The 25,458-nt window shown below is 33.1% G+C and carries 23 protein-coding genes and 4 pseudogenes; 5 read left to right on the top strand and 22 right to left on the bottom strand.

Going from position 1 to position 25,458, the window contains the following annotated elements:
• Positions 1–893: 893 nt before the first annotated feature.
• Positions 894–1,871, top strand: coding sequence for a 2-keto-3-deoxygluconate permease (locus tag K8L98_RS25860; protein ID WP_243551161.1), 978 nt, complete (start codon positions 894–896; stop codon positions 1,869–1,871).
• 522 nt (positions 1,872–2,393) lie between these two features.
• Here K8L98_RS25860 and K8L98_RS25855 read toward each other — a convergent pair.
• The 8 genes from K8L98_RS25855 to K8L98_RS25825 all read right to left on the bottom strand — a co-directional run bounded on the left by K8L98_RS25855 (position 2,394) and on the right by K8L98_RS25825 (position 9,914).
• Positions 2,394–3,644: an ATP-binding protein gene (locus K8L98_RS25855; protein WP_243551159.1), complete on the bottom strand. Its 1,251-nt coding sequence runs from the start codon at positions 3,642–3,644 to the stop codon at positions 2,394–2,396.
• A gap of 1 nt (position 3,645) precedes the next feature.
• Positions 3,646–3,903 (bottom strand): GNAT family N-acetyltransferase, encoded by a 258-nt coding sequence (locus K8L98_RS25850; RefSeq protein WP_243551157.1) that lies wholly within the window; start codon positions 3,901–3,903, stop codon positions 3,646–3,648.
• Between the two features lie 843 nt (positions 3,904–4,746).
• On the bottom strand, positions 4,747–5,121 hold the full coding sequence (locus tag K8L98_RS25845; RefSeq protein WP_243551155.1) for a hypothetical protein: 375 nt from the start codon (positions 5,119–5,121) through the stop codon (positions 4,747–4,749).
• Between the two features lie 179 nt (positions 5,122–5,300).
• Positions 5,301–6,857: an NACHT domain-containing protein gene (locus K8L98_RS25840; protein ID WP_243551152.1), complete on the bottom strand. Its 1,557-nt coding sequence runs from the start codon at positions 6,855–6,857 to the stop codon at positions 5,301–5,303.
• Between the two features lie 173 nt (positions 6,858–7,030).
• Positions 7,031–7,510: an SIR2 family NAD-dependent protein deacylase gene (locus tag K8L98_RS25835; protein ID WP_243551139.1), complete on the bottom strand. Its 480-nt coding sequence runs from the start codon at positions 7,508–7,510 to the stop codon at positions 7,031–7,033.
• Positions 7,511–7,695: 185 nt separating this feature from the next.
• Entirely contained in the window at positions 7,696–7,818 is a 123-nt protein-coding gene (locus K8L98_RS26645) for a hypothetical protein (protein ID WP_275976773.1), read from the bottom strand.
• 286 nt (positions 7,819–8,104) lie between these two features.
• Positions 8,105–8,284, bottom strand: coding sequence for a hypothetical protein (locus tag K8L98_RS25830; RefSeq protein WP_243551137.1), 180 nt, complete (start codon positions 8,282–8,284; stop codon positions 8,105–8,107).
• A gap of 1,009 nt (positions 8,285–9,293) precedes the next feature.
• On the bottom strand, positions 9,294–9,914 hold the full coding sequence (locus K8L98_RS25825; protein WP_243551135.1) for a recombinase family protein: 621 nt from the start codon (positions 9,912–9,914) through the stop codon (positions 9,294–9,296).
• A 1,414-nt stretch (positions 9,915–11,328) separates the two neighbouring features.
• Between K8L98_RS25825 and K8L98_RS25820 the strand changes: the two genes are divergently transcribed.
• The gene (locus tag K8L98_RS25820; RefSeq protein WP_243551647.1) at positions 11,329–12,150 is read left to right on the top strand and encodes a putative protein N(5)-glutamine methyltransferase; all 822 of its coding nucleotides are present in this window, start codon (positions 11,329–11,331) and stop codon (positions 12,148–12,150) included.
• Positions 12,151–12,448: 298 nt separating this feature from the next.
• On the opposite strand, the pseudogene K8L98_RS25815 reads toward K8L98_RS25820, so the two are convergent.
• From K8L98_RS25815 to K8L98_RS26760, 5 genes and pseudogenes are all read right to left on the bottom strand, one after another.
• A pseudogene (locus K8L98_RS25815) lies at positions 12,449–12,610 on the bottom strand (HAD family hydrolase); the annotation flags it as partial.
• Between the two features lie 57 nt (positions 12,611–12,667).
• The gene (locus K8L98_RS25810; protein ID WP_243551131.1) at positions 12,668–13,885 is read right to left on the bottom strand and encodes an MFS transporter; all 1,218 of its coding nucleotides are present in this window, start codon (positions 13,883–13,885) and stop codon (positions 12,668–12,670) included.
• Between the two features lie 53 nt (positions 13,886–13,938).
• A complete protein-coding gene (locus tag K8L98_RS25805) occupies positions 13,939–14,973 on the bottom strand; it encodes an ROK family transcriptional regulator (RefSeq protein WP_243551129.1) in 1,035 nt (344 codons plus the stop codon).
• 424 nt (positions 14,974–15,397) lie between these two features.
• Complete coding sequence (locus K8L98_RS25800; RefSeq protein WP_420828889.1) at positions 15,398–16,066, bottom strand: 2OG-Fe(II) oxygenase; 669 nt, start codon at positions 16,064–16,066, stop codon at positions 15,398–15,400.
• Positions 16,067–16,630: 564 nt separating this feature from the next.
• Positions 16,631–16,754, bottom strand: a pseudogene (locus tag K8L98_RS26760) (NUDIX hydrolase); the annotation flags it as partial.
• Positions 16,755–16,816: 62 nt separating this feature from the next.
• Between K8L98_RS26760 and K8L98_RS25795 the strand changes: the two are divergent.
• Complete coding sequence (locus K8L98_RS25795; RefSeq protein WP_243551125.1) at positions 16,817–17,383, top strand: RBBP9/YdeN family alpha/beta hydrolase; 567 nt, start codon at positions 16,817–16,819, stop codon at positions 17,381–17,383.
• 517 nt (positions 17,384–17,900) lie between these two features.
• Here K8L98_RS25795 and K8L98_RS25790 read toward each other — a convergent pair.
• Positions 17,901–18,218: a MazG-like family protein gene (locus K8L98_RS25790; RefSeq protein WP_243551123.1), complete on the bottom strand. Its 318-nt coding sequence runs from the start codon at positions 18,216–18,218 to the stop codon at positions 17,901–17,903.
• Positions 18,219–18,313: 95 nt separating this feature from the next.
• Here K8L98_RS25790 and K8L98_RS25785 point away from each other — a divergent pair, with 95 nt between their 5' ends.
• Together K8L98_RS25785 and K8L98_RS26755 are read left to right on the top strand one after the other, a co-directional pair.
• A complete protein-coding gene (locus K8L98_RS25785; RefSeq protein ID WP_243551121.1) occupies positions 18,314–18,895 on the top strand; it encodes an LOG family protein in 582 nt (193 codons plus the stop codon).
• A 225-nt stretch (positions 18,896–19,120) separates the two neighbouring features.
• Positions 19,121–19,300, top strand: a pseudogene (locus K8L98_RS26755) (ATP-binding cassette domain-containing protein); the annotation flags it as partial.
• A 130-nt stretch (positions 19,301–19,430) separates the two neighbouring features.
• Here the strand turns inward: K8L98_RS26755 and K8L98_RS25775 are convergent.
• The 8 genes and pseudogenes from K8L98_RS25775 to K8L98_RS25740 all read right to left on the bottom strand — a co-directional run bounded on the left by K8L98_RS25775 (position 19,431) and on the right by K8L98_RS25740 (position 25,303).
• A complete protein-coding gene (locus tag K8L98_RS25775) occupies positions 19,431–20,069 on the bottom strand; it encodes an NAD(P)-dependent oxidoreductase (protein ID WP_243551119.1) in 639 nt (212 codons plus the stop codon).
• 190 nt (positions 20,070–20,259) lie between these two features.
• Complete coding sequence (locus K8L98_RS25770) at positions 20,260–20,589, bottom strand: hypothetical protein (RefSeq protein WP_243551117.1); 330 nt, start codon at positions 20,587–20,589, stop codon at positions 20,260–20,262.
• A 196-nt stretch (positions 20,590–20,785) separates the two neighbouring features.
• Positions 20,786–21,583 (bottom strand): annotated as a pseudogene (locus K8L98_RS25765) (tyrosine-type recombinase/integrase).
• A 313-nt stretch (positions 21,584–21,896) separates the two neighbouring features.
• The gene (locus K8L98_RS25760; protein ID WP_243551115.1) at positions 21,897–22,274 is read right to left on the bottom strand and encodes a lipoprotein; all 378 of its coding nucleotides are present in this window, start codon (positions 22,272–22,274) and stop codon (positions 21,897–21,899) included.
• A gap of 114 nt (positions 22,275–22,388) precedes the next feature.
• Entirely contained in the window at positions 22,389–23,351 is a 963-nt protein-coding gene (locus K8L98_RS25755; protein WP_243551113.1) for a proline dehydrogenase family protein, read from the bottom strand.
• 198 nt (positions 23,352–23,549) lie between these two features.
• The gene (locus K8L98_RS25750) at positions 23,550–24,002 is read right to left on the bottom strand and encodes a GNAT family N-acetyltransferase (protein WP_243551111.1); all 453 of its coding nucleotides are present in this window, start codon (positions 24,000–24,002) and stop codon (positions 23,550–23,552) included.
• 136 nt (positions 24,003–24,138) lie between these two features.
• Positions 24,139–24,564: a hypothetical protein gene (locus K8L98_RS25745; protein WP_243551109.1), complete on the bottom strand. Its 426-nt coding sequence runs from the start codon at positions 24,562–24,564 to the stop codon at positions 24,139–24,141.
• Between the two features lie 160 nt (positions 24,565–24,724).
• The gene (locus K8L98_RS25740; protein ID WP_243551107.1) at positions 24,725–25,303 is read right to left on the bottom strand and encodes a phosphatase PAP2 family protein; all 579 of its coding nucleotides are present in this window, start codon (positions 25,301–25,303) and stop codon (positions 24,725–24,727) included.
• Positions 25,304–25,458: the final 155 nt, after the last annotated feature.

Here is a 25,458-nt window from a genome sequence, read left to right as displayed (position 1 = left end):
ATATTAAGAAAAATAGGTATTGTTTAATTATGTAAGCGTGTGCTATATTGAGAGCAATTCAAATTTTGGTTTATATGCATCTCTCTTTTCATCTATAATACAAAACTGGGTTTTATATTATAAAACAAAAAAGGGATTGATGGAGAAACAGGACCAAATTCTTGTATCTTTCTTTGATAAGTAAAACAGAGTTAATTTTTAAAGGGTTCCATAATTATGGAATTCAGCTATCCTTCTTCTCCTTCATATAAACTGGCAGAAAGGGCTGATATGAATAAATCTATTGCATACATTATGATAAACTTCTCAAAACATCGATAAACTCTAGCCTTAGGATTTACAGCCTGATATCATTTATTTGTTATTTTGACTGTAGATTATTTCAACTGTTATGTTGCTGAAAGTATGAATAATTCCTTATATGTTCTCCTCCCCCACGACTCATGCCTAAATGATTGTAATGAGGACAAATAAATCTCGCACCATGGTTAATCCTATCAATATTCTTCTTGATCCAATTCAGGGACGACTATATACTGGTGATTTTCTGTATATTTAACGTTTGCTTAAACGTTTAGGACAAGTTCTTTCATTTCCATTCACTTCTGAGAATTCCCATACTTTAATACCTAATTAATCTAGAAAACTTAAAACTCATTAAGCGATTTTTATTTCCATACCAAAACTGAGTTTTATAATGTAAAACTCACACTCAATTTAAAGTTGATTTTGCTAAGACGCAAAAGGGTTCAGTCGATAGATCATTTTAGTACTTAGTGATTATGCTTTTCCCATAAGGCGGTTAGAGGGAACTGAATGTTGCTATTTTTGGTAAGCGTTTACAAATCTAGTGTCAGTGATTTATATCTATTCTCAGGAAAGGGTGATTGGGTATGCCAATTAAACGAACGGTTGAAAAAATCCCTGGAGGGATGATGCTTGTCCCCCTACTGCTAGGTGCATTAATTAATACATTCTTCCCTGATACTGCCGTCTTCTTCGGGTCCTTTACAGAAGCGATTTTTAAAGGAGCATTACCGCTTATTGCGGTTAACTTGTTTTGTTTAGGAACGACTATGCACTTTAAAGCAGCACCAGCAATTGTTAAAAAAGGTGGGGCCCTTCTTTTTGCAAAGGTCGGAGTTGCTGCACTTGTTTCAATTATTGCAGCTAAATTTATTGGGGATGGTATGGTATTAGGTGGATTATCCGTATTAGCGATAGTTGCCGCAATGAATGATACCAATGGCGGCATGTATATTTCTTTAATGAACCAGTTTGGTAAGAAAGAAGACGTTGGAGCAACAACTATCATGAGTTTAGAATCGGGTCCATTCTTAACTATGATAACTCTTGGAATAGCAGGACTATCTGTCTTCCCATGGCAATATATGTTAGGAGCAATACTCCCTCTTGTAATAGGCATGGTTATAGGCAACCTTGATCACGAATGTCGTGATCTATTTGGTAAAGCAGTTCCTGCTTTAATTCCGTTTTTCGCATTCGGACTAGGCTATGGAATCAACCTAAAAAACGTGTATCAGGCTGGTTTAACAGGAATATTACTAGGCTTATCAGTTATTTTAATTACAGGTACTGTATGCTTTATCGCTGATAGATTGACAGGTGGAACTGGTGTCGCTGGAATTGCAGCATCAACTACAGCTGGAAATGCAGCAGCGGTTCCTGCCGTGATAGCAGCGTCCAATCCCGAATATGCAGCTGTAGCCCCATCTGCCACAGTCATGGTAGCTGCAAGTGTTGTTGTAACAGCTATTTTGGTTCCTATATTAACAGCTTGGTGGGCAAAACGGGTAAGCACTTCACAACAAATAAAAGAGAATCCTCATTTAAGGCACGATGTCGTTTAACAAAAAAAGTCGTTTCATATTATGTTAAGAATAAACAGAAAAAATGGTTTGCCTTTTTCATTACATTGATTTAAAAGTCGATAACAAGTGCTATGTGACTAACCAGATTAATATATAACATCAAAAAGCGACCTTGTTAATTCTAATTCGAATAACAAGGTCGCTTATACTATTTTCTCAATCTTTCAGTTTACATTATCGGTTATTCTTTATTTTATTTTTATCATTCGATTGATCCGGAACATTACGGTAAAATTGATGGAACAAATATGTAAGGTAAAAGTTTAGTTTAAATGGATCGTTATTAACCAAATCAGACAACTCTAATTTACTTTCCCTCGACAATATCCCCCCCTTAAGACATGATATCTCAAAGTCTTAAAAACAACTATTTTTGACGATTGCACCACGAATTATTTTTAATTCTAATAAATATGGAAAATTCGTCTCCTCTTATATGTAGTAATGCCCTCGTTTGTTCAGCAAAAATTGCTATAAATAACCGATTGTAGCTCTCTCAGTTTAGGTTATCTGAGGTAAAAGAATAATAAATTCTGTCCCAATACCCTTTTCACTGTTCACTTTTATTTTACCTTTGAAAGAATGGATAATTTGAAAACTTACCATCATTCCTAGTCCTGTTCCCTTTTCCTTTAAGGAATAAAACGGATATCCAAGCCTATCTATTTCCTTTTTTGTCATACCAATACCTTGGTCCTTAATCATAATCTTTATATATTCATCATCCGTTGAAGTACAGGTAATCCAAACAATCCCACCATTGGGCATAGACTCTATCGCATTTTTCAAAATATTGATTAAAGACTGGTTCAATTTTTGAGGATTAGCATATGTCCAACAGTTATAAAGAATATCTGCTTTAATCTCAATTTTATAATTTATGGTGTAACTTTGAATAATATTTATAACGCGTTCTAACTGATAACCTACTTCGATTTTTTCGTTGTTATAAATCGAGGGTTTTCCAAAAGATAAAAAATCATTAATAATTCCATTTGCTCGATCTAATTCTTCAATGGATATTTGGATATACTCCTTCTTTTCATTAGGCAGATCTGGATCGTTTAGAAGTTGAAGAAAGCCACGAGTAACTTGCATAGGATTTCTAATTTCATGAGCGAAAACACTAGTCAACTCACTTATAACTCGTAATTTCTCAGAATCTTGCACCTCTGAACGCAGCTGGTGAATCTCCCTGATCATTTCATTTAACATAGTAAAGAACCAAGTAACTACCAATACAAAGATAAGATGAATAATCTGTACTTTCAGATAATCTATGGAAAACTCTCTTAGAATACCAAAAATAGTAAGGCCAATAAAACAGTAGTAGAAGGAAAGACCTACCGCAATTTTACCTCTTTTATCTTTTTTTGAATTTGCAAACGATTTTTGGAAATACAATATAACAGGCAGTGATAATAATAAGACAAGAATAGTATTATAAAAACCTATACTGATTCCAAAATAAAGGCGAAAAAGGATGATCAGGGCTGTTAGGAACACGCCTGGCCAAAATCCGCCGTATAAGGTCCCAAATAATAGAGGAATAATTCTTAAATCCAAATGAGCATTTTGACCAATGCTCACTGGAAAGGACATGCATAAGAATATTGATATTCCCCACAAAATAGACATTATAACGTTTCTATTTTTACCACTCTTTATCCTCTCCGTAATAAATGTAAAGTAAATAAATATAGGTATTACCATAAACGTTAGTTGCAGCAAAAAATCTTTTATTATATCCATCTTATGACAATCCAATAAAATCCCGAATTGTTATTGTACCGATAAGTTCTGCATTATCTATTAAAAACACATTACCATTGTCAATTAACTTAGGATGATTTCTAATCCAATTTTCTGCAGCCTCAAGAGGATAATGATGGGGCGTATCTAATGTAGTTTCAGCCACTGCTGTGTCACCTGCTAATTCAGGGAATCTTGGAGTGTCACTAAATTTAAAAGGACGAAGAATTAAACCCTCTGTTTGTAAGTTAGAAATCATATTGCTGCACTTCCTTTGTATTTCAAACTATCTGAATTATATCATTTTTATGATTTCTTGCTCAGCCATTCTGTTTCGTTCAATAAAAAAACCTACTCCTTATTGAAGTGAATCTCCCTTTAACAGAACAACTATTTTACAACAGCTACAGAAAAAGTTTCCCCTGGAGTGCTTAATCAACACTTATTTGTAATGAAACATCTATTCGTCTTTAAACAGCAACATCTGACATCCACCTTACAACTCAAAAAAGAGCAGTTCTCACTGCTCTTTTAAAATATAATGCTGTCTATAATCTGTATTATGTAAACTTAATACTTTTGTTATGAGAAATAAAATAAGTAGATTAATTTTTGTTCGTTGACAAGACTGTACCTACATTAGTGTCTTGAAAGTCTCTACAATAAAAGATTTGTTGAATAAATACTATTTTAAGTATTCGAAAAGTAAGTTCCACAAACGTTTAATTTTCTAGGTTTTTGAAGTTTATTTTATCAACCTAAATAATTATGTGTTCAAATTCCTTTTATAATTTTGGGAACTTTAGTTTTATAACTTACTTACTTTGGACCCTTCAAAAAATGGCCATTGATTTGACTTAATTGAAATTGTCACTCGAAACTTATTGCAGTAGAAAAGAGGTGAAATCAACTCTTATTATTCGTTTTTTCATTAAAATCTTATATCTAAATCCACCATCATAAACGGTTGTTTTGCCGTATTTGTTAATTAATTATATCTAACAATTTTAATACTTGTAATTGATTAATAAATTTTACATATATTTTATTAATTAAATAATGTTCTATAGTAGGAATTGTAAGAGTAATTTTCCATTTTATTTTATCTATTATCAAATAAGAAGTTTATCTTTTTACGATCTTCTTCTAAACTTTTTAATAGGTATCTATTTAATTGTGCTATATAAGTGTCTTGAACAACTAAAGGGATAGGATAGTTTTCTTCATTGTATTCAGTATATGACCCAGAATCTAGACATTGAAATTGATGTACTAAAAATCGATACCAATGTTTTTTAGCCAGCCCTATTCCCTTTTCGTACCAATAAATATATTCATCGGATTGTATCTCTTTCAAATGTTTTGCAAAAAAATAAATACCTTCTACATAGTAATATTTAATATGCTTTAAATCTTTTATTGCGGACTTATACAAAAAGTGAGTGTCATTTTCATCTTTTGCTACAAAAGCGGACATTAATTTCTTTAATCCTGAAGTGTATGGATTAGTTATTACTAGTTCTCGAAAATTTCTTAAGTCGTAATCTCCTAATTTAGCTCTAATATACGTAGCTTGCATTATTTCAATATGATTTTTTTTGAATAATTCACCAATGTAAGTATCAATTTCATCTTGCAGTAGTCTATTTCTATTACCTATTTTGTAAAATTATCATTGTTTTTATCATATATTCTTTGGGCAGTGGGGACATGAAAGGACTCTAGATAATACATCGTATTTGCTAAGTACTCATTATATTGAAATGCTCTCTTATAATATAGACTTTTTTCTTGTGAGCTTCTTTTTTCAAAGTGAACTTCTGCAAATCTACCGATTATTGATTGTAATTTAACAATACCTCCAGATGTTTCGACTAAAGATTTATTCTCTAAAGATTTTATTTCTCTATAGCTTACTTTATTTGCTTCTACCTTAAATTCTTTAGAATCAAAAAATTTCTTGAAATTTTCTAAGAATATACCATTAGGAAATAAACATAACATTTCAAGAGCTAATTGCTCTTTTGGTTTCAATCTTTTGTATGAATAATTTATTGATTGAAATACAGATTCTGAACGCTCTATATTTTGATCTACGGCTTCGTTAAAAATATCTTCATATCCAAGAGTTGTAGCACTAAAAAAGTCATCTGTTAGTTCTTTTTTTAAACTACTCATAGACATATTAGGTACACTAATTTTAGTTATTAGTTTTATTGCTAATGGATTATTATTCAATAATTTTTCTAATATATATTCTTTTAGAATCTTTATTTCCATTTCGTCATTTTTTACACGATATAATTTGATAAATAACTCGTAAGCTTCTTCAGTACTAAGCAGTCTCAATTCATGTCGGTTTTCAAAATCAAATCCAATCCATTCACGAGAAGTTATTAGAACCTGGGTGTAATCACATATAAAATTTACTAATTCTTTTATCTTCTTTATTTGGCTAAGATATAGCAAAGGCTCAAAGTTATCTAAAATTATCAACTTATCCGCCATCAAATGGTTTTGCTTTAAATGCTCTCTAAATTCAGATGTTTTTTCTAACTGAAAACAAGAAGCTATTTTTTGCTCAAAAGTTTCATAGCTTGTGATATGTTCACAATCAACAAAGTATATACCATCGTTAAAGTAATTTCTCTTTGCTAATTCTAATGCTACTTTTGAAACAACTGTTGTTTTACCAATTCCACCAGAGCCCTTAATTGTTAATATCTGATTGTTTTGATCTAATATCTTTCGCGTAATATCCTCAATATCAGTTTTTCTTCCAACGAAATTAAATAAATTTCTTGGATTAATCTCTTCAGAAACAAAAGTTTTATTCTTAAGATTTATTAGATTAGTTTTTATCTTACTGGAATTAATTGGTACCAATTTTAAATTTTCTTTATTAAAAAATATACAATTTGATATTTGATCAATATTAGCCTTTTTCAGTAATTTAAAAATAAAGCTATTTAAATCATTTTCTTTATCTAATTTAACAAGGGTTATCGGTAATTTTTTTATTTTTATTTCTTCTACATTAAAATGATTATCAGAAAATATAAAGATACCTTTCACTAAATCGCTACCTATCATATCTTCAAATTTATATAAAGGAATAGGAGTAGCTTTTAAATAATGATCTTCAATAATAATTTGCCCTTGAACAATAGAAGTAAAGACAAAAATATAATCGCAATCAATTAAATTATTCAAATTATTCTCTGATAAATAATAAAAATATAATTCTATATCCAGTTTATCAAATTGTTTAAGAATTTTATCAATATCATAATTAGAATTTCTATCAAGTGAATCAGCAATAAGAACAGCAATTGTAATAGTACTTACTTTAGACTCAGTAGGAATAACAATACTTTCATCCCTAGCTAATAATTGATTTTTTTTTTTAACATTTCTAAAAATATTGGGATATCACTCCAATTATCTAACTTAATTGGAGATACACCGTAATCTTTAAGCTCATTATTGTCTGAAGTTGTCACAAAATAGTGTGTTTTTCCTAAACCTTTATAAACTTTGTTTATATATTCAAATTGCATTTTTACAAAAGGATCTGATAAACTAAAACCTAAAAAAATTATAGTTTGATCCGTTATTATACTCTTAAGTCTTTCGATTGCTGCTGTATTTTGATTGTATAAATCATCATAATCTGCTTTAAACAAAACACAACTCGAAACGTTACTAATACATCCGTGTAATTTAAATATATAATTTTCCAATCCATCTAAAGTAGCTAAATCAAACTCATGTAATTGATCAATTTTTTGAAAGTTAGGATTCGCCTCTTCAAGTGATTGATCATAATTTGTAGTAATAATTTTTGTTGTAATTTCGCCCAGCATTCTATGGTTGTCTAATAAGTTCTTATGCTCATCTGTTAATTGAAAAATTTTTCTTAAAACTTCATATACTTTCCTTTTATTACCTGGATTATGCTCTTTTATTTTTTCTAAAATCTCAATTGCTGTGAAGAAACTAAAAGCATCTAATAGTTTTTCATATTCTTCATCTTCTGACTTAAGTTTTTTTACACATCTTTAACTAAATTATTCCAATCGGGAAAACCAAGAGTTTTTGAAAATCCAGAACCAACAAAGAAAACTAGTTTATTATTTTTTATTGCTTCAGTAATATCCATTGGTATATTCATAATAATGCCTCACTTATTTATATATTTAATATAAATTATTACACATTTACTACATTATGGATATAACTTTTCACACACAAAATTTTTATTCCCTAATAGATTAAGAGTAAGAACGTCATAATTTAATATATAACAACGTATAATTGAATCACTTTTACAGTATAAAGTTTAAAGTGAATATGTAATCATAATTAATGATCATTGGTTCTCTCTATTCATTAAAAATAATTAACGGAGAATGGTTTCTATTTGACGAGTTTCTTCTATTATATTGAGTGATTTTATTTTAGCGGTTTTGATTCTCCTTGACCAACTTATAAAAAGTTGTCTTTTTAACACCTAATTCCCCCATTGCTTTAACAGCTTTCATCTCTCCTGCTTTCCAACGAACATAGATTTCTTTGAATACATCTTCCCTTTTACTTATGGCAGTCCAAACGACACACCGTTTCGTAAAGCCAGCCAAATCTCCCTTCACGCTGCCTTTTTCGAATTAGGACTCGTTCTTCTTGGAACAACCCTATATATTCACTATAACAATATCCACCTGCATGTTTTTCGTGATGCCTCCACACCTGTAAAATCTCTCATTAGTGCCAAAGAAAATATATAGTTACATATTCAAATAAGGAAAGTGACCTCATGTTCATTATTCCATTTGAATCATTCCTTCTCCATCGATATAATGAATCACTTACCTCATAGCCTACCTGGAAGTTGCGGAGGCAATATTCTTTTTCAGCTTCAAGATTAATAACACATTCATCCAATATATCCCCTTCCTACAGATGGATATAAAAGCTGCAGCTATAAGAAGGGGCACTGGACCAATCGTTCACATCTTTTTAATGCCTTTGCAAATAACCGCTCTTCATCCTTGTAGCTTGCCACAACCTGAGACTATCAAAGGAAGCAATATCAAGGTCAATAATGCTTTCAAATTATACGGTCACAGAATTATTTCTATTCTTTTGGAATCCGTAACGAAGGGCTATGATTCCGGAGATACAAGAAAATGAATGTAAGAGCAAAGAATAAGCCGTTAATGATTAAACCAATTACAGAAATAACAATTAATACCATCCGGAGGTTTTAGAGCATTTCCATGTAACTTCTTCACAAATACCACCCAGGATTGCAAGAATAGGAATCCAAGGTTTCATTATTTTATCTCTTCTGCCGGAACGATCCATTTAACTTCTGCATTTTCTTTCAAAAATATAGTACATTGAAAAAGGCAGTTAAATATTATAGTATTCACTTCAAAGAATTTTCACTTTTTAACCAAATATGATTTGTCTAAAAGTTGTATCTTCTAGACAATTATATTATTTAATTTATTATTTAAATATTTTTTGTAGAAATCAGTCTAAAAGAAAGATAGTCTGTAATTTGATGTATAAAAGATTATTGACTTATAGACAAAAGGAGCTCAATACTGAAAATTGTTTTTTCTTTTTGCCGAGTTTCTACTATTATATACTGATCTTTTTAAAACCTTTTTCATGTTCATTAACCAACTTATAAAAAGTCGTCTTTTTAACACCTAATTCTTCCATAGCTTTTACAGCAGTCATCTCTCCGGCCTTCCATCTGGTATAGATTTCATTAAAGGCTTCCGTAGCCTGTATTTTTGGCCGTCCAAACGTTACACCATTCTTTAAAGCAACATCTATCCCCTCACGCTGCCGTTTACGAATACGATCTCGTTCTTCCTGAGCCATCCAGGAAAGGATCTGTAAAACCAAGTCAGCAATAAATGTACCAAGGCTATCTTTATATTGAGTAGTGTCTAGTAACGGCATATCCATCACTACAATATCTGCTTGAATATTTTTAGTAATGTCATTCCATTCTTGAAGAATCTCCTCTTTGTTCCGTCCAAACCGATCTAAAGAATGAATGTAAAGAACATCTCCTTTACGAATCATTCTTTTCAGCAGCTGATACTGTTCTCGATTGAAATTTTTTCCACTTTGTTTATCCAAAAAGATATCGCGTTCGTTGAGACCATTCTCCAGCATGGCTTGAAGTTGACGTCCTTCATTTTGATCTTTGCTGCTTACTCGTATGTAACCAAATTTTCTGACATCCATTTTTTTACTCCTCTTCCCTTTTCTTTCTCTAATTCTATCAAATCCGTTCGGAAAAGTGTATGTAAAATAGAGAACGTTCGAATAATGTTTTCATACTTAAACGAACGAAAAAAAGAAATGAAATAATAAAAAAATATCCCGTTCGGAAAAGTGTACTTTTGCGAACGGGTTAAAATAACAAATCATAAAAAATCAAAAACACATAATCTTTCATTAATGAATAAATAGGGAAACCTTACATACATTATCCAACTATACTAGCCTTATCAATTAAAACACGCCTATTTTACTATACATGCCTTATTAAATAGTAAATGCCTTTTTAAAATGTAAAAACCTTATTAACTTACATACTTCTTTTTCATTCAAACATGCCTTATCTAACTGCACATACTCTATTAAAGACTACTTACCTTTTTAATATGTATAGCCCTTATAAACTTACATATTTCTTATTTAATCAAACATGTCTTATCTAACTGCACATACCCTATTAAATTCTACTTACCTTTTTAATATGTATAGCACTTATCAACTTACATATCACTTATTTACTCAAACATGCTTAGTCAAACTGCACACATCTTATTAATCTCTACTTACCTTATTAAAATGTACAGATTTTATTAACTAGCATATTTCCTATTCAATCAAATATGCCTTAATAAACTGCACACACCTTATAATATTGTACATGCATTATGAAACAGTATGTACCTAAGCTTAGACTATAACACTATCATTCTTAATAAATCCTGTACTAAGAGAGAACCCTTCAAGACGTTACTCTATCATGAATCTTTAAACACTACTTCTCTGCATCCATTAGGGAAGTTATTTTGAATGAGGCAAAAATACCTTTGCTTCCCTGATCCAGTCTGTTAAAAAAAGTCGTTATTTTTTACTTATTAATTTTAAACAAACGTTTAATTAAAATGGAAAGATGGAGCAAGCAGGCATTTTAACCTTGAAGGGGGAATGCTTATGAAACATGAAAAATGATCTACTGATGAACCGGCATTTCTCAAGGTATCAATATAAAAGATGAATTGAAAAGAGATGCTACTAAAGAAGAGATCGATAAATGAAGGAACCACTTTATCTCTTGATGAGAAAGATCCATGTTAAACATAAACACAAAAAGAACGCCACTTTGCGCCGTTCTTTTTAGCATCACCTATAATCTTTGGCCACCCCTGCAGCTTTTAGCATCCCATAAAAGACAGGGATCAAGGAAAAGTGTGCTACTTTTGCTAATGCTGCAAGTTCAGGCGTTACGCCCCTTAAGACGAACATAGTGATCCAAGTCTCGTTTACACCGGCAGTAAGGAAGGATTTCACCTTTTTTTAACGAAGTAATAATATTAATAAACTTAAAAAGGTATCAAGAGTGGTGATTTAAATAGGAGAGCAAATTAATTTTAATATATATGACGAAAGAGAAAAAAGTATAATCACCAGGCTTCGATCCGCAGGTTGTGTCTTTGCGGAAGATGAGACCCGGTTGCTCCTATCAGAGGCACGGACTCCGGCTGCCCTTGCCGCCATGGTTGATCGGCGAGCAGCCGGTTTTCCTCTCGAACACATAATCGGTTGGGCAGATTTTTGCGATATCCGGATAGCTGTAGAGCCGGGAGTCTTCATACCCCGACGCCGTACCGAGTTTCTCGTCCACAAAGCCGCTGCCTTCGCCAAGCCAGGAGATATCATCGTGGACCTGTGCTGCGGAACCGGTGCGGTGGGCGCCGCGCTAGCCTCAACACTGGGATGGATTGAGTTGTATGCAACCGATATTGACCCAGCCTCGGTGCGGTGTGCCCGCCGTAACATTACTTTCGATGGTGGACATGTGTATGAAGGTGACCTCTACGAACCACTGCCAATCAAATTACGTAGTCGTGTGAACATCCTAATCGCAAACGCACCCTACGTTCCTACAGAGTTAATAGGGCTGTTACCACAAGAGGCCCGCGTACATGAGGCGCTTGTTGCGCTCGACGGTGGCGCGGATGGGCTTGCCGTCCATCGGCGAGTAGCTATTGAGGCACTTCACTGGCTGGCACCCGGCGGTTATTTATTGGTTGAGACTAGCAAGCGGCAAGCGTTACAGACCGTTGATCTCTTTGCTCAATACGGCCTAATACCACAAGTAGAATATTACGACGAACTGGATGCTACTGTGATAATAGGAACCAGACCCGACCTCCAGCCGAGTACGGGAAACTGCAATAAATGAAGGAGATAATCCAGCAATGAAATATCGCTCTTCAAATCGGGGGCTTTTCTTAAGTAAGAAGGAGTCTTTCAGAAAGCTCATAAGTTGAAAAATACATTAATTCTGGAGGGCTCCCCTCTAAATAATTGATGGCTGCAAATTCCATCGTACGTCCTTCCTCCCTTTCATGGTTATGCATCGTCCTATTTGATTTAATTAATAACGGCATTATAAAAGTAGATTACTATTTTTTTAACTAATAGATATTTTAGGAGGAAAAAGCAGTGAATACTCGCAACCCTCCTCCCCTATTAACCTTTTAATGGTTATTTTCCTGTAAGGATAACATTTGAATGATTGTTTTCATTACAGCATCTTCTTCATTTGAACGTGTAATAAAATTTGCGGCATCTTTTATTTCTTGAACTGCATTTCGAACAGCGAAACTATATGTTCCGCAAACCAGTAGCTCCATATCATTAACAGATTTCCCCCACTCTTTTACTTTTCAGAAAAACTTTTATTGATCCCAGCATAATCAAAATGCTGTTGAGCTTGTATCTTCCCTATTTAATAAACCCTGCTTTTTCAGTAAGCTATTTAATTTTTCTGAACTTAGAAGCATTGCTGCGACAAAAACAACGATACAAAATGGGAAGATCCCGATTGTGGAATGAGATGCAATGAAACCAAGTAGTGGTGGCATAAGTGTACTACCTGTATAGGCAACAGCCATTTGATAGCCCATAATTGTCTGGGAATGCTTCTTCCCAAAACGTGTTGGTGTCTCGTGTAACATACACGGAAATATTGGTGCTAATCCCAATCCAATCATAATAAAACCTACAAGCGAGAAAGTGGACGGCAATGGCAGGAATAGAAGGGCAGCACCGACTAATGCGATTAGTTGCCCCATCCGAATGAGAGTAAGATTACGAATCTTAAAGGTGATAAAACCTGTAATAAATCGACCAATTGTTATTCCTCCGTAATATAAGGAAACCCATTGTGCTGCAAGTGCAGCATCTAACTCCTTAACATTTACCAAAAAGCTGCTTCCCCAAAGACCAACTGTTGATTCAACCCCACAATAAAACAAGAACGATATCAGAGCTAGTTTAACTCCTTTAATTTGTAACGGTTTTACATCTTTGGCATCTTCATGATCATCTACTCGTTCTTCATTTACGGTGATAGTGCTGGTTTTTGTCACTCTGTTCCATAGGGGCAATGTTAAGAAAAGGATGATCACTAACACGAACTGAATACCAGCAATCGTAAAATAGCCGTTTCTCCATGAACTTTGTCCCGAAATAAACTGAGCCATAATAATAGGACCAAGAGTGGCTCCGACTCCCCAAAAACAATGTAACCAACTCATATGATGTGCTTTATAATGTGTAGCAACATAATCATTTAATCCTGCATCGACAGCTCCTGCTCCTAATCCAAGCGGTATGGCACATACAACTAGCCAAACAATTGATGGAGCAAAATGAAATCCTAACAAAGCACCAGCAGTCATTAAGACGCTGACAACTGTGACTTTGCTAGTCCCGAACCGATTAATGACCTTTCCGCTGACTAAACTGGAGATAATGGTACCACCTGCAATCGTCATAAATAGGAATCCGGCAGTATCAAGTGGGGCACCAAAGTCAGATTGCATGACAGGCCAGGCTACCCCCAACAATGAATCAGGTAAACCCAAGCTGATAAACGCCAAATAAATGATGACTAAAAGGAATATTGTCATGTTTAAACCTCGCCTTGTATTATTTAGTAGTCAATTGTTCTTTCCAATCCTTTTTACTTGTTTGTTCCATTCATCATAAGATTAAGTCCAAGACTCTGTAATCCATATAAATAATCTTGTTTCCAATCACTCATTATAAGCTTTGGAAGATGTTCTGAAGGGATATATTTTCCGCTGCATATGGCAATTTTGTCTACCATTTCTTTTTCAATTTCATCTTTACAAAAAATGATGATGTGCGGGTTAATAATCGCTACAAACGAGGCTACTAATCTGCTAATTGCATCAATCTCATAATCCTCACTGATCCTTAAATTTTTTAGTCCACTTCCATTTTCTAACGCTTGCTGAAAATTTCGGTCATTATACTGAGGGACGAATGAGACCTCTCCTGAGAAAAAAGTACTTCCACGCACGATATCTTCATTTATCATAATTCCTGCACCAGGGCCATTTTGACCAGAATACAAATAGATAAGGGATTGCTTTTCTTTCTTTACCCTATAATTGTAATATCCGAGAACAGCAGCATTCATATCATTCTCTACTACAACGGGTATCGAAAAATGTTCTTCGTAGTATCCTTTTAAATCAAAATTATGAAACTGCTCATATCCTGGTATATAAAAAATCCGGCCACTATTAACCGAACCAGGAACGCCAATTGCCATAGAACTGATTTTTGGATATTTAGTCATGATGTTTTCAATGCACATAGTTAATAAATTTAAGCCATCATCTATTAATACACTTGGAGCTTTTCCCTGTTCCTTTACTTCTCCTATACAATTAAAAATTATATAATTAGTCTCTGTTTTCTCTAAAAATATGGCCAGACCTAAAACATACTCAGGATTGTATGTATATCTTTTTGCTCTTCTCCCGCCACTAGAATCATCTAGACCGACTAAAATAATTTCCCCATCTTTCTCCATCTGTGCTAGAAACTTACTTATTGTCGGAAGACTAATTTCTAATGTAAGGCTGAGTTCTAGTTTTGTTGCACTTCCAAGTTCTAAAAGACTTGTACGAATACCACGGAGAATTATCATCTTCATAGATTTTGGAGTAGCAGATAATTCATTCATTAAATTCACCACCTAAGAGCATTTATTAAAGAACTTTTTAAAGATCTTTAATAAGTTATGGATAATATATCATATTGATTTTTTGAAAACAATGGAAATTTATATTTATAGGCTGTGCTAAAATAGTTCCTTTACAATTCGATAAGGATTTTGTATAGAAATCTAATTTAAAAATAAAAAAACCCGTCAAATCAGACGAGTTTTTTTACTGTAATTTTGTCATTTAAGTAGTTATTTTTGAAAAACCACCTCAAAACGGAACCCTTTATTTGGAGAAGATCGGCTTTTCCTTCATTATTTACATTTAAATTGTAACTATGCGGGATAGGTTCGGGTTCCTGCCGGCTGAAGATGTAGTCGGTTTGCGCTGTTTTACGATTCGGATTCAAAAGAGAAAAACAAAAAAGCAGCCATGAATGGCTGCTTACCATCTATCAGGATGCAGATTATTTTTTTGTCTTCTCATCCATTGTGTTGCAACCCATTTTTCTCCAGTTATAACTGGTGCTCCACCATGTAAAGTTAGTTCGTTTATATTTTTATCGTTATAGAAATATTCGAAATACACCGCCATCCCTTTTTGTGGGGATACTGAAAAATTCAGTTTAGGAAAAAAGGTTTCTCCCCCATCCTCCACATCATTTAAGTACATAACGATTGTGCTAATTCTATTATTTTTTGCTGCTTTACTGGTAGATGCAAAAAAATCAAAATGAGCTTTATACTCTTGACCAGGAGTATATTTAAGAATTTGAATACCATCTCCATGTTCAGTGGGTATATTCATGATAGATGATATTCTTTTTTCAATTTTGGTAATGATGTTATTTTCATTTTCTTGAAAAAACATACTACTGCTTGTTCTTATCTCATCTACTTCACGTGTAACTCCTATTTTAGAACGATGCATTTTGTCTTTTGACAGTCTTATTAGTTCTTCACATTCTTCGTTACTCAAAACATTTCCTAAAATGACTATTAGTGGTTCTTCTATTCTAGCAATTATATTAATTTCTCTATCTTCTGTTTTGATTTTATTTCCAATGTGATTAAAAATAGTTAGTTCTTTACTAGTTGATTCTTTATTATCTATTGTCAACTTTCATCGACCCCTCAAAAGATTTAATTTTCAGAATAATTATTCGGTTTTTTTATGTAAGCGATTAACTATAATGTAGTAATTATATCATGAACATCCAATTATATATGCCATATTTAATTATTCCATTAAAGAGCGCTTCATTAAGGAAATTGTTCCAAAAGAAGTTGTTGTAAAAAATCAGGTGGAATTATGAAAGGAAAAACCAGGTGAATTACTCTAATGGGTTCCGTTTTGGGAGGGAAAACCAAAAATCAACCCTATTTAGCACCGGGAATAGCATTAGGATTAGTACACTAATCCGCACCGCTTTTAGCGGTGTTTTTTTGCATACAAAAACTCAGTTCATTGTTGAACTGAGTTAATAAGTTATTCCATTATAGCCCCCTTTTGTTGAAGATCAGCAATAATTATTAAATAATAGTATTCGTTTCATAAAAAAATGATTAGGACTTACGAAAAACTCTTTTTCTAATTTAATATACTGATAATTTACTTTTTATCAATCCCTTTGAATCGGTTATATGTATGTAATCTTCTGCATTCTGAGAATCCATCCAAAGCATGATGTCCTCTTTCTTCGAAAAATACTTCACTTACAGAAAAAACAACATCTATCTCTACATCTAATCCTTTTTTCTTCTTTCACTTCACGAATTACAGAGTCTTCAAGTGTTTCTCCTACCATATAGGTTTGGATTAGTAATATACTGTTTTTGTATCAAAAAGAAAGGGAGAGTAGCAATGGGAAAACAAGTATTTATTATCCATGGATACGGAGCTTCACCAGACAATCATTGGTTCCCTTGGTTAAAAGAAAAATTAATAGCAGATGATAATCAAGTTTTGGTTCTTCACATGCCAAATTCGTCTGACCCCAAGAAAGAAGAATGGTTGGAAACATTAGCTAATAAAATAAAGAATTTAGATAACAACACTTATTTTGTAACACATAGCTTAGGGTCTATCACCCTATTGAACTATCTAGAACAATTAGATCCGTTACCAAGCTTTGGAGGCTATATTCTTGTTTCTGGCTTTTCTGAACCATTATCATCCTTACCTTCACTAAATCCATTTACAGTTAAAAAAGTGGATTATAAAAAAATAATTTCTGCAACTAATTCACGTGCTGTTATTGCTGCAAAAGATGACTATATTGTTCCTTTTCAAGTAAGTCAAAATTTATCAAAACAATTGGATGCATCATTTTATCCTGTTGAAAAAGGCGGTCATTTTCTAGAGGATGATGGTTTCATTTCTTTCCCATTGGTTTATGATATTTTAAATAATATGATGAAAACTGTATAAATAATGAGGGATGTCAACTTTTCGTGACACCTTAAAATTTAAAAATGTTCCTAAACAATCTGGCCCGATTGTTGATCAGAACTTTAAACAAGGGATCTTCAGTTTGAACCCTTGTTTATTACCTATAAGTTTCATTATGGTAACCGGGTTGGTTTCGCTATATGGAATAAAAAAACTCTTTTTAAATAAGATTGGTTTGAACACATAAAAAGTAAAACGAATAGAAACGAGATATCATCCCTGTTAACATTCTAAACCTTTTAACTTTTTCTTTATTAAGCGAAATAAAGAATACACCTTTACAGAAAAAACCTATATACCCATTTCAAATTGCAAAATACCTAAAACAAAATTCCCGTCGACTATCTGATTGACTTGTTCAACTAAACTGCTTACGTTAGTTGAATAAAATTTCAAAGGGGTATGCATACAAATTTAGTCAAAATAAGCGAGGTTATAGGCACTGAAAAAAGGATCTTCAATTAACGCATCAGTTAGTTGAAGAAATAACAATTTATTATTCCGAGTAACGTTTTGATAACTTCTTTTTATGTGAAAGAAACACATCTTCTAAAGGGATCTCGTACTTGTTTGCAATCACTATTAAGTTACCTAAAACATCACCTAATTCTTCGGTTAATTCCTGTTTATTGTCCTCGAAAGAGCCAGTTACTTCATCAGGTCTATTCCTGCCAATTTCAAGAGCTCTTATAGCTCTGGCCACTTCTCCTGTTTCTTCTGCTAAAAAACCAATACGAATAAAGATATCTAAGTCTGACCATCCACGTTTTTCATAATAAGCTTTAACCCAGTGTTGAAATTCTGTTACATTCATTTTTCAGCCTCCTTGTTTATCACTACTAAGTTTAACAAATCAGTATTTTCTTTGTTATACTATTTTACGGTGGTTAAAAGAGGAGGAAATACAACATGAGAAGTGTAGCTGTCTTTTGTGGATCAAGTAACGGAAAGTCTAGTATTTATGTAGAGGAAGCTGCTAAATTAGGTGAAGAACTTGCAAAACGTAATATCGGACTTGTATACGGTGGAGCAAGTGTAGGTGTTATGGGTGCTCTTGCGAATTCTGTCTTGCAAAATGGTGGTCATGTTACTGGAGTGATGCCACGCTTTTTGGAAGAAAGAGAAATATCACATAAGAAATTATCTGAACTAATTGTTGTAGATTCCATGCATGAAAGAAAAGCAAAAATGACTGAATTAGCCGATGGTTTTATTATGTTACCTGGCGGCCCAGGAACTTTGGAGGAGTTTTTTGAAATCTTCACGTGGGCACAATTAGGACTTCATCAAAAACCTTGCGGGTTCTTAAATATTAATCAATACTTTAAACCGCTTATATCTCTGTTTGATCATATGACAACAGAAGGTTTTCTACAGGATAAGTATAGAGGAATGTCCATCAGTGCCGAAAATGCTAACGAGCTTCTTAATAAGTTTGATAAATATGAACCTCCAACTGTTAAAACTTATATTACTGATCAACAAACATAAAAAAAGTCCGAGCCTTATTGGCTTGGGCTTATTCATCTAGATACATTTCAACTAACGCCCCCGATTGTTGAAGATCATTTATGTTGTATTATGGAGGAATAGCGCCCTTTAATTGAATAACTAAAATCTGAAATCACTCATAAAATCACTTAATTCTTATTAAGCTAACGGACCCGTTAATTTAAGTACAATTCTTCACAAACGGAGGAAGAATAATTTGATGCAATTGAATTAAAAAATCCCACGAAACAATATAAGGTTCAAACGGTTGTTGATTCACTTGCATTTTCAGTTAAAGAAGGCGAGTTTTTTGCGCTATTTGGTGAAAATAGTGCAGGGAAAACAACGTTAATTAAAATGCTTTGTGGTTTACTGACACCAACGAGTGAAGATGCAACTGTTCTTAACATAATTCCTTCGACACACTTTCCTGCATCTCAATTAACCTGCTTCTTTAGTTCAATAAGAAAAACTGTCACAATGACAGCTCTGATCTTAAAGTAAAGCACCCATTAGTTGAAGAGGACAATTAATATTAATTTGAGATAAAAGGTGCTTTTTGTACATACTTTAGATTTTCAATTTGGTTAATGATAAAAATCGCTATATCTCGATTAGTTATTTTAGTACCTGGCATATCTGTAAGATTTTCTTTTATAAACACTTTTTCTGTGCCATCAACTATAAATGGAAGCCTAATTAGAGTCCATTTAATTAGTTTATTACGGTTAAGAATATGCCATTCTTTTTTCTTATCTATCATCATACTAGAGTAGATGATTTCAAACATCTTTGCCCCAACTCTATTTAAAAAGCTCTTTTTATCCCCATTAATAGTTAGAGAACCACCCGTAACACCAATATAACGATCAATTTGTAAATCAGCCATTACCTCAAGTATTTTTTCAGTTACACTGCTATAAATCGGTTTCTCTTTGAGTGGCTGACCAAAAGTATTAATAACTACTTGACAATCTTTTAGTAGTTTTTGAATATCCTCTAAATTTTGTACATTCCCTTCTACTATCTCAATCCTAGCGTCTCTGAAAGTTAACTTTTCTGGATCTCTAACAAGCATACGGACTTGATACCCATTCCCTAACGCTCTAGAAGCAATATGACGTCCCACTTTCCCCGTCCCACCGATTATAGCTATCTTATAAGGATTATCCATAATATACCCTCCAAATAAACATAATATATGTATACGGTCAAATGCCTTTTTGGTTTCAAATATTCCGTTATTTAACTAAACTGCCCAATTCCTGAATAAACAAAGAGCGATCACAGTCCTGCAATCGCCCCCGATTGTGGAATAAAAAAATCAAATAAACAAGGTTAAAAGATAATTAAAAACTTTGAGTTCAATTTCCAGAAGTGCTAAGAGATAAATAATCTGTCTGTGAAATAACATCTACTTCTTGTCCATCTTTTTCGTAAACGGTTAAACTACCTTCTTGCTCTTTTTTCTCCCAACCCCATTGTTTAATGATTGCTCGGTACCTTAAAGGCAGACCATTTTCTTCTGAAGCTGGGCCCCAATTATAAGCTTCTAGTTTACTTTTATTAGCTGTCATCTCAGCAGTTTTGGGTACTGGAAACCCCTCGAATTTTGCTGATTCCTCATATGAAAAAAGAATTATTAAGGGAATGCCAATTAATAAAGCAGTAAATGCAATTAACCCACCTGCCATTTTTTTATTAATCTTTGATCATCCTTCCACCTTGTTTTTATCGAATTCAAAATTACACCAAAATCTTCTTAATTTCTTCTTCCGTTAAACTGCCCAATAGCTTAATATCAATTATTTCAAAATTTGTAAAAATTAACAATCATCTAAAAGCAAAAAATATAAAAGACACATTCACTTTGAATGTGTCTGCCATAAATTAAAAGTATTTGCTATATAGATCCTGTCTGAGCTTACCGCTTAATTGAGCATAAATTTTTGTGGTCCCGCTCTTCTCGTGACCAAGTAAGCTTTGTATAACTTCTATAGGAGCACCATTATTTATCATATGAGTTGCATAGCTATGTCTTAGCTGATGTGGATGAATGTTCTTTTTTATCTCAGCTTTGCTTGATATCCTTTTAATAATGTATCTCATTAAGTCTATGCTCATTCTTCTGTTAGGACGCCTTCCTGTAACGAATAAGCTTTTCTTCATCTCCTCTTTCCTCCAAGTATCTTTTCAGCCATAGTGCACATCGTGTATTAAAGTAAACTTCTCTTTCTTTATCTCTTTTGCCTTGGACAATGACAGAGTTTATAGAGAAAGTTAATGTCATCTCTGTTAAGTTTTACAACTTCTCCAATCCTGTAGCCGGTTGAATTCACGCAATTGCTCAATCTCTATTTCAGTAAGGAACTTCGGAATCCTTTTACCCAATTTCGGTTCTTTTAATTTGGCTGCCGGATTCTTCTTGATAATCCCTTCTTCATACGTCCACCTGAATAAAGATCGTATGCATCGTACTCTATGTCCAAGACTGGAAGGCTTTAAATAATTTCCTTTATCGATGAGATAAAATTTCAGTTTATTTGTGGTTATATCATTCATATCAACATTTCCAAAATAACGTAATAGCAAATTGAATTGAAAACATTAAGTCTTAATTGTAAGTACTGAATAAGCTTCAATCTTCTTATCTAGCTGGTATTTTTCCCAGACTTCAGTTAATAGCATATATTCACACTCCTACACTATAAGCCAATTAATCTTATTTTGATTATGGACGAAAGGAACGGATTACATACGTACTTATTCAACAATACAAGAAATAAAGAGCAATTACCCAATTTGGTGATTCCCCCCCCCCCCCGTTTATAAAATTAAACTTTTTCAATAATGCAGTGGATCATCTAAATTAGATTAGATTAAAATTATTTATCCTCTTTAAGATTATATTTTTTCATTAGTTCTTGGGCTTGCTTGAATAAGAGCGATCACACTCTGCTGCAATCGCCCCCGATTGTTAAGTAATTAATTTCTCAATTCCCTACTCAGCTTTACTGTTTTTTAAATAAAATGTTTCCTCATTTTTATCGTCCCATCTAATGGTAACCTTCTGTTTTTCATCTTTTTTCGTTACATAACATCCTTTGCAATTAGATGAAATATTAATTGTAGCACCTTTGAAATTTTCTTCTGACTTTGTTGTACTTCCATCGTTTATGATTACTTCAAGCAACTGAAATTGAGTGTTGCCATCTCCATTCTTAAAATGAAACTCGTAACTACCGTCCTCATCATTACCATCGATATTCGCTGAGTATTTTCCAGTCCAATTCTTACTTTCTCCGGTAAGGTTTATAAATTCATTGCTGCATCCAGTCAAAATCAACAATAATAAAGCAGTAAGAAATATTTTTTTCATATTATCCCCCGTTCTCTCAGCAGTACATCTTACTACACAAACGCCCCCGATTGTTGAAGATCGTTATTGAAGTAAAGCACCCTTTAGTTCAATTAGATTTTTTCACATTCTAATTTAGTAAAATTGAGAAGAGTTTCCTTCTCCACGAATCATATCCGTAATTGCAACATAAATGTTTGGTGGATATTCTGCTATTCTATGAGTAAGATATAGATACCACTCCATACCATATGTTAAATAAACCCGAACAGGTAACCCCTTGTCTTTAAGTTGTTTACAAAGTTCAGGACGAATTCCGTATAACATTTCTGCTTCCACATACGGATTTTGTAAATAACCACGCTCCATAATCTGTTTATACATAGCTTCATCGTGAGAAGCAATTGAAACCTGATGGCCAGCCTTAACACATAAATCCACTAATTCTAAATAACGTTGGTCCAACTCATCTGAACGAGGGATACAAATATCTGATGGTTCTTGATATGCTCCTTTAACAATACGAATTGCCCCAGGATAATTAAGCAATTCATTAAGGTCATCAAGTGTTCGATGAAGTTGAGCTTGAAGTGTAACCCCAACGTTAGGATATTCGACAACAACTCTTTTGTATAAATAAAGTATCTGATCCGTTTTAGCCGATTCCTCCATACTAATCATAAGAGAAAGATTATAAAATTGTGCTTCTTTTGCCATCTCTAGTAAGTTTTGATAGGCAAGTTCAGGATCAACAGATAAACCTATATGAGATAAATCAAAAGAAATACGAGAACTTATTCCACGATTTCCACATTCCCTCATCAATGCTATAAACTCATCTTTAGCTCGAACGCACTCCTCTTTGTTTGTAGTATTCTCACCGATAGATTCCAGCGAAATGCGGTAACCCTTATTGATAAGTAAATCACCAATAGATAATCCATCTTCTCTTGATTCACCTGTAACAAACCTTTTAGCAGCACTTTGAAATAACGGATAAAGTTCAGAAGATTGCTGAATATACTCCTTTATTTCTAAATTTCGAGCAACGGATTTTAAAGCATCTGCAAATTGTTTTTCAATTAATAGAAGTTCCAATCATATCCCTCGTTTCATTTGAATTTCCATAGTAATTATAATCCAAATAATGGTCGCTGAGGGGGGTTTTGTACTATGAATTTCAATTCAATTAAACTGACCCGTTAGTCGAATAAGAAAAAGGCTGCCTTTTTGCAGCCAGATTTTTAAGATAAGCACCCATTAGTTGATTAAGAATTAAAGTTTTTTGTATTTAATTCAAGAAAGGTTCATTGTCATTAATATTCGAGTCTCGTTTGTCACAAAGCCGTTTTTTCTGAAAAACAACTCCGGTTTACCTTTGCCTCTCTCGGTTGATAAATATACGGTATCGACTTTTCTCTGTTTAAGGATAATCCCTAAATATTTTAGTAAACTCGAACCAACCCCGTTTTGTTGGATATTATTTAGAACACAGATTTCATTTATGTAAAAGTTCTTGCTATCAGCCCATTGCTCTTCATTTCCGACTAAAAAGCCAATCATTTGATTATTAGAATTAAAATAACCTATTCCTATATACCCAGGGGTCTTACTTATATCTAACAATCGTTTGTATGATGTTTGAAAAATCCAAGGTTCGTTCCAAGGATTGGAGCTAAAAACATTGGTGAAAATCTTTGATACTTCTTCTAAATCTTTTTCTGACAATTCACGAATTGTATTCTGCATTAATAATTCCTCCTTCCAATCAACCCTATCACAAATTTTTGTTTAACATACTAACCATACTAACTAATGAACTAAACTGCCCCGATAGTTCCATAAGAAAAAGCTGCCTTAAAGACAGCTCCGATCTTCAGCTAAATCACCCGTTAATTAAGAAAATTTTTTTCAGGGCTTTTGCATTATCTTTATCTAACTCTCCATAACTTGCATTTTCATTATTGCTAATAATTGTTGCTGTACCTGCATTTTCATTAAACCAAATTTTATATTCATAAAGTTTTTCAGGCATATTTTCATCAAAAGTGTAAAACAAAGTAGCTTTTATATCTGGTTTTCTAGCCATTTCCATTTTAACCATATTATTATCCCATTTGATTTGTTCAAATGCCTGCCTTAACAACTCTATTAATTCGCTATCTGTTATCATTACGACATCTTCGTAATTTCCTTCTGTATCAATTTTTTGAACATCTACTCTTGTTAATTGTCTTTTTTCTTCTCCCATACAACCGACCAATAACACCATAAAGACAAAAAGAGAAGTAAAATTTATTATCTTTTTCATCATACACCTCCATAAATTTAGACGTTTATATTTCAAAATAGTTCCAGCTTATCTTTAACTATCCTGCTTCATTAGCTCCATAAGAAAAAGAGCTGCCTAAGCAACTCCCTTATTGAAGTAATGTACCTGTTAGTTTAGCAAGATATATAATCTGCCATAGCTAACAATCTTTCATCCTACCTTGTCCTTGGAAAATTGGCCTTTCAATTAGCAATGTTATGGGTTTTACCTTGAACAAAAGGTAATGTGTAAATAATGCTATTATCACCCCATTTAAAATTCCTGCCACTACATCTAAAGGATAGTGAACCCCTACCCATATTCTTGAGAAAGCTATTACTACCGCAAGAATAAACCATGTATATTTAAAATGATGTGATGATAGCCAAAGAGTAACAGCAATTGCTATTGCAGATGTAGCATGGTCACTTGGAAAAGAGGAATTAGCAGAATGCTCAACGAGTTGAATAATTTCATGCGATATAAACGGTCGCTCTCTATAAATGAATAACTCAATAATTCTATTTATTGAATAAGCCAAAGTAAATGAAAACATAGCCTGAAAAGCTATCACACGGAAATTACTTTTATTTAGTAGCCATAACATCAAAATTAATAAAACAAAAGCATATTGAACATATTCCGCAAAGAAAATCATTATGTTATCTAATAATGGATATTGTTGGACTTTACTATTGATTAATTTAAACCATTCATAATCTGCTTCTATAAAACTCATTTCATAATCTCCTTCAATGCACTTGTTTAGTTAGCTGTTCTCCAATTCTCTCTATTTTAATTTTAACAATTATTACCTATTGGTTCAATTTCTTATAGAGCTAACCTGCCCCGTTAGTTCCACAAGGACATTTTCTTTTATTGCAAAATTTAATT

The sequence above is a fragment of the Metabacillus dongyingensis genome (assembly GCF_019933155.2).
GTDB lineage: Bacteria > Bacillota > Bacilli > Bacillales > Bacillaceae > Bacillus_P > Bacillus_P dongyingensis.
This window is presented reverse-complemented; position numbering and strand designations above follow the sequence as displayed.

Coding starts and splice junctions, on each gene's coding strand:
- K8L98_RS25825 (WP_243551135.1), bottom strand. CDS start 9,914: ATGGATGTCAGAAAATTTGGTTACATACGAGTAAGCAGCAAAGATCAA.
- K8L98_RS25845 (WP_243551155.1), bottom strand. CDS start 5,121: ATGTCCGCTTTTGTAGCAAAAGATGAAAATGACACTCACTTTTTGTAT.
- K8L98_RS25775 (WP_243551119.1), bottom strand. CDS start 20,069: ATGGATAATCCTTATAAGATAGCTATAATCGGTGGGACGGGGAAAGTG.
- K8L98_RS25740 (WP_243551107.1), bottom strand. CDS start 25,303: ATGAGTTTTATAGAAGCAGATTATGAATGGTTTAAATTAATCAATAGT.
- K8L98_RS25790 (WP_243551123.1), bottom strand. CDS start 18,218: ATGAATGTAACAGAATTTCAACACTGGGTTAAAGCTTATTATGAAAAA.
- K8L98_RS25855 (WP_243551159.1), bottom strand. CDS start 3,644: ATGGATATAATAAAAGATTTTTTGCTGCAACTAACGTTTATGGTAATA.
- K8L98_RS25770 (WP_243551117.1), bottom strand. CDS start 20,589: ATGGCAGGTGGGTTAATTGCATTTACTGCTTTATTAATTGGCATTCCC.
- K8L98_RS25750 (WP_243551111.1), bottom strand. CDS start 24,002: ATGCAGAATACAATTCGTGAATTGTCAGAAAAAGATTTAGAAGAAGTA.
- K8L98_RS25850 (WP_243551157.1), bottom strand. CDS start 3,903: ATGATTTCTAACTTACAAACAGAGGGTTTAATTCTTCGTCCTTTTAAA.
- K8L98_RS26645 (WP_275976773.1), bottom strand. CDS start 7,818: ATGAATATACCAATGGATATTACTGAAGCAATAAAAAATAATAAACTA.
- K8L98_RS25745 (WP_243551109.1), bottom strand. CDS start 24,564: ATGAAAAAGATAATAAATTTTACTTCTCTTTTTGTCTTTATGGTGTTA.
- K8L98_RS25785 (WP_243551121.1), top strand. CDS start 18,314: ATGAGAAGTGTAGCTGTCTTTTGTGGATCAAGTAACGGAAAGTCTAGT.
- K8L98_RS25860 (WP_243551161.1), top strand. CDS start 894: ATGCCAATTAAACGAACGGTTGAAAAAATCCCTGGAGGGATGATGCTT.
- K8L98_RS25795 (WP_243551125.1), top strand. CDS start 16,817: ATGGGAAAACAAGTATTTATTATCCATGGATACGGAGCTTCACCAGAC.
- K8L98_RS25835 (WP_243551139.1), bottom strand. CDS start 7,510: ATGCTGGGCGAAATTACAACAAAAATTATTACTACAAATTATGATCAA.
- K8L98_RS25810 (WP_243551131.1), bottom strand. CDS start 13,885: ATGACAATATTCCTTTTAGTCATCATTTATTTGGCGTTTATCAGCTTG.
- K8L98_RS25760 (WP_243551115.1), bottom strand. CDS start 22,274: ATGAAAAAAATATTTCTTACTGCTTTATTATTGTTGATTTTGACTGGA.
- K8L98_RS25805 (WP_243551129.1), bottom strand. CDS start 14,973: ATGAATGAATTATCTGCTACTCCAAAATCTATGAAGATGATAATTCTC.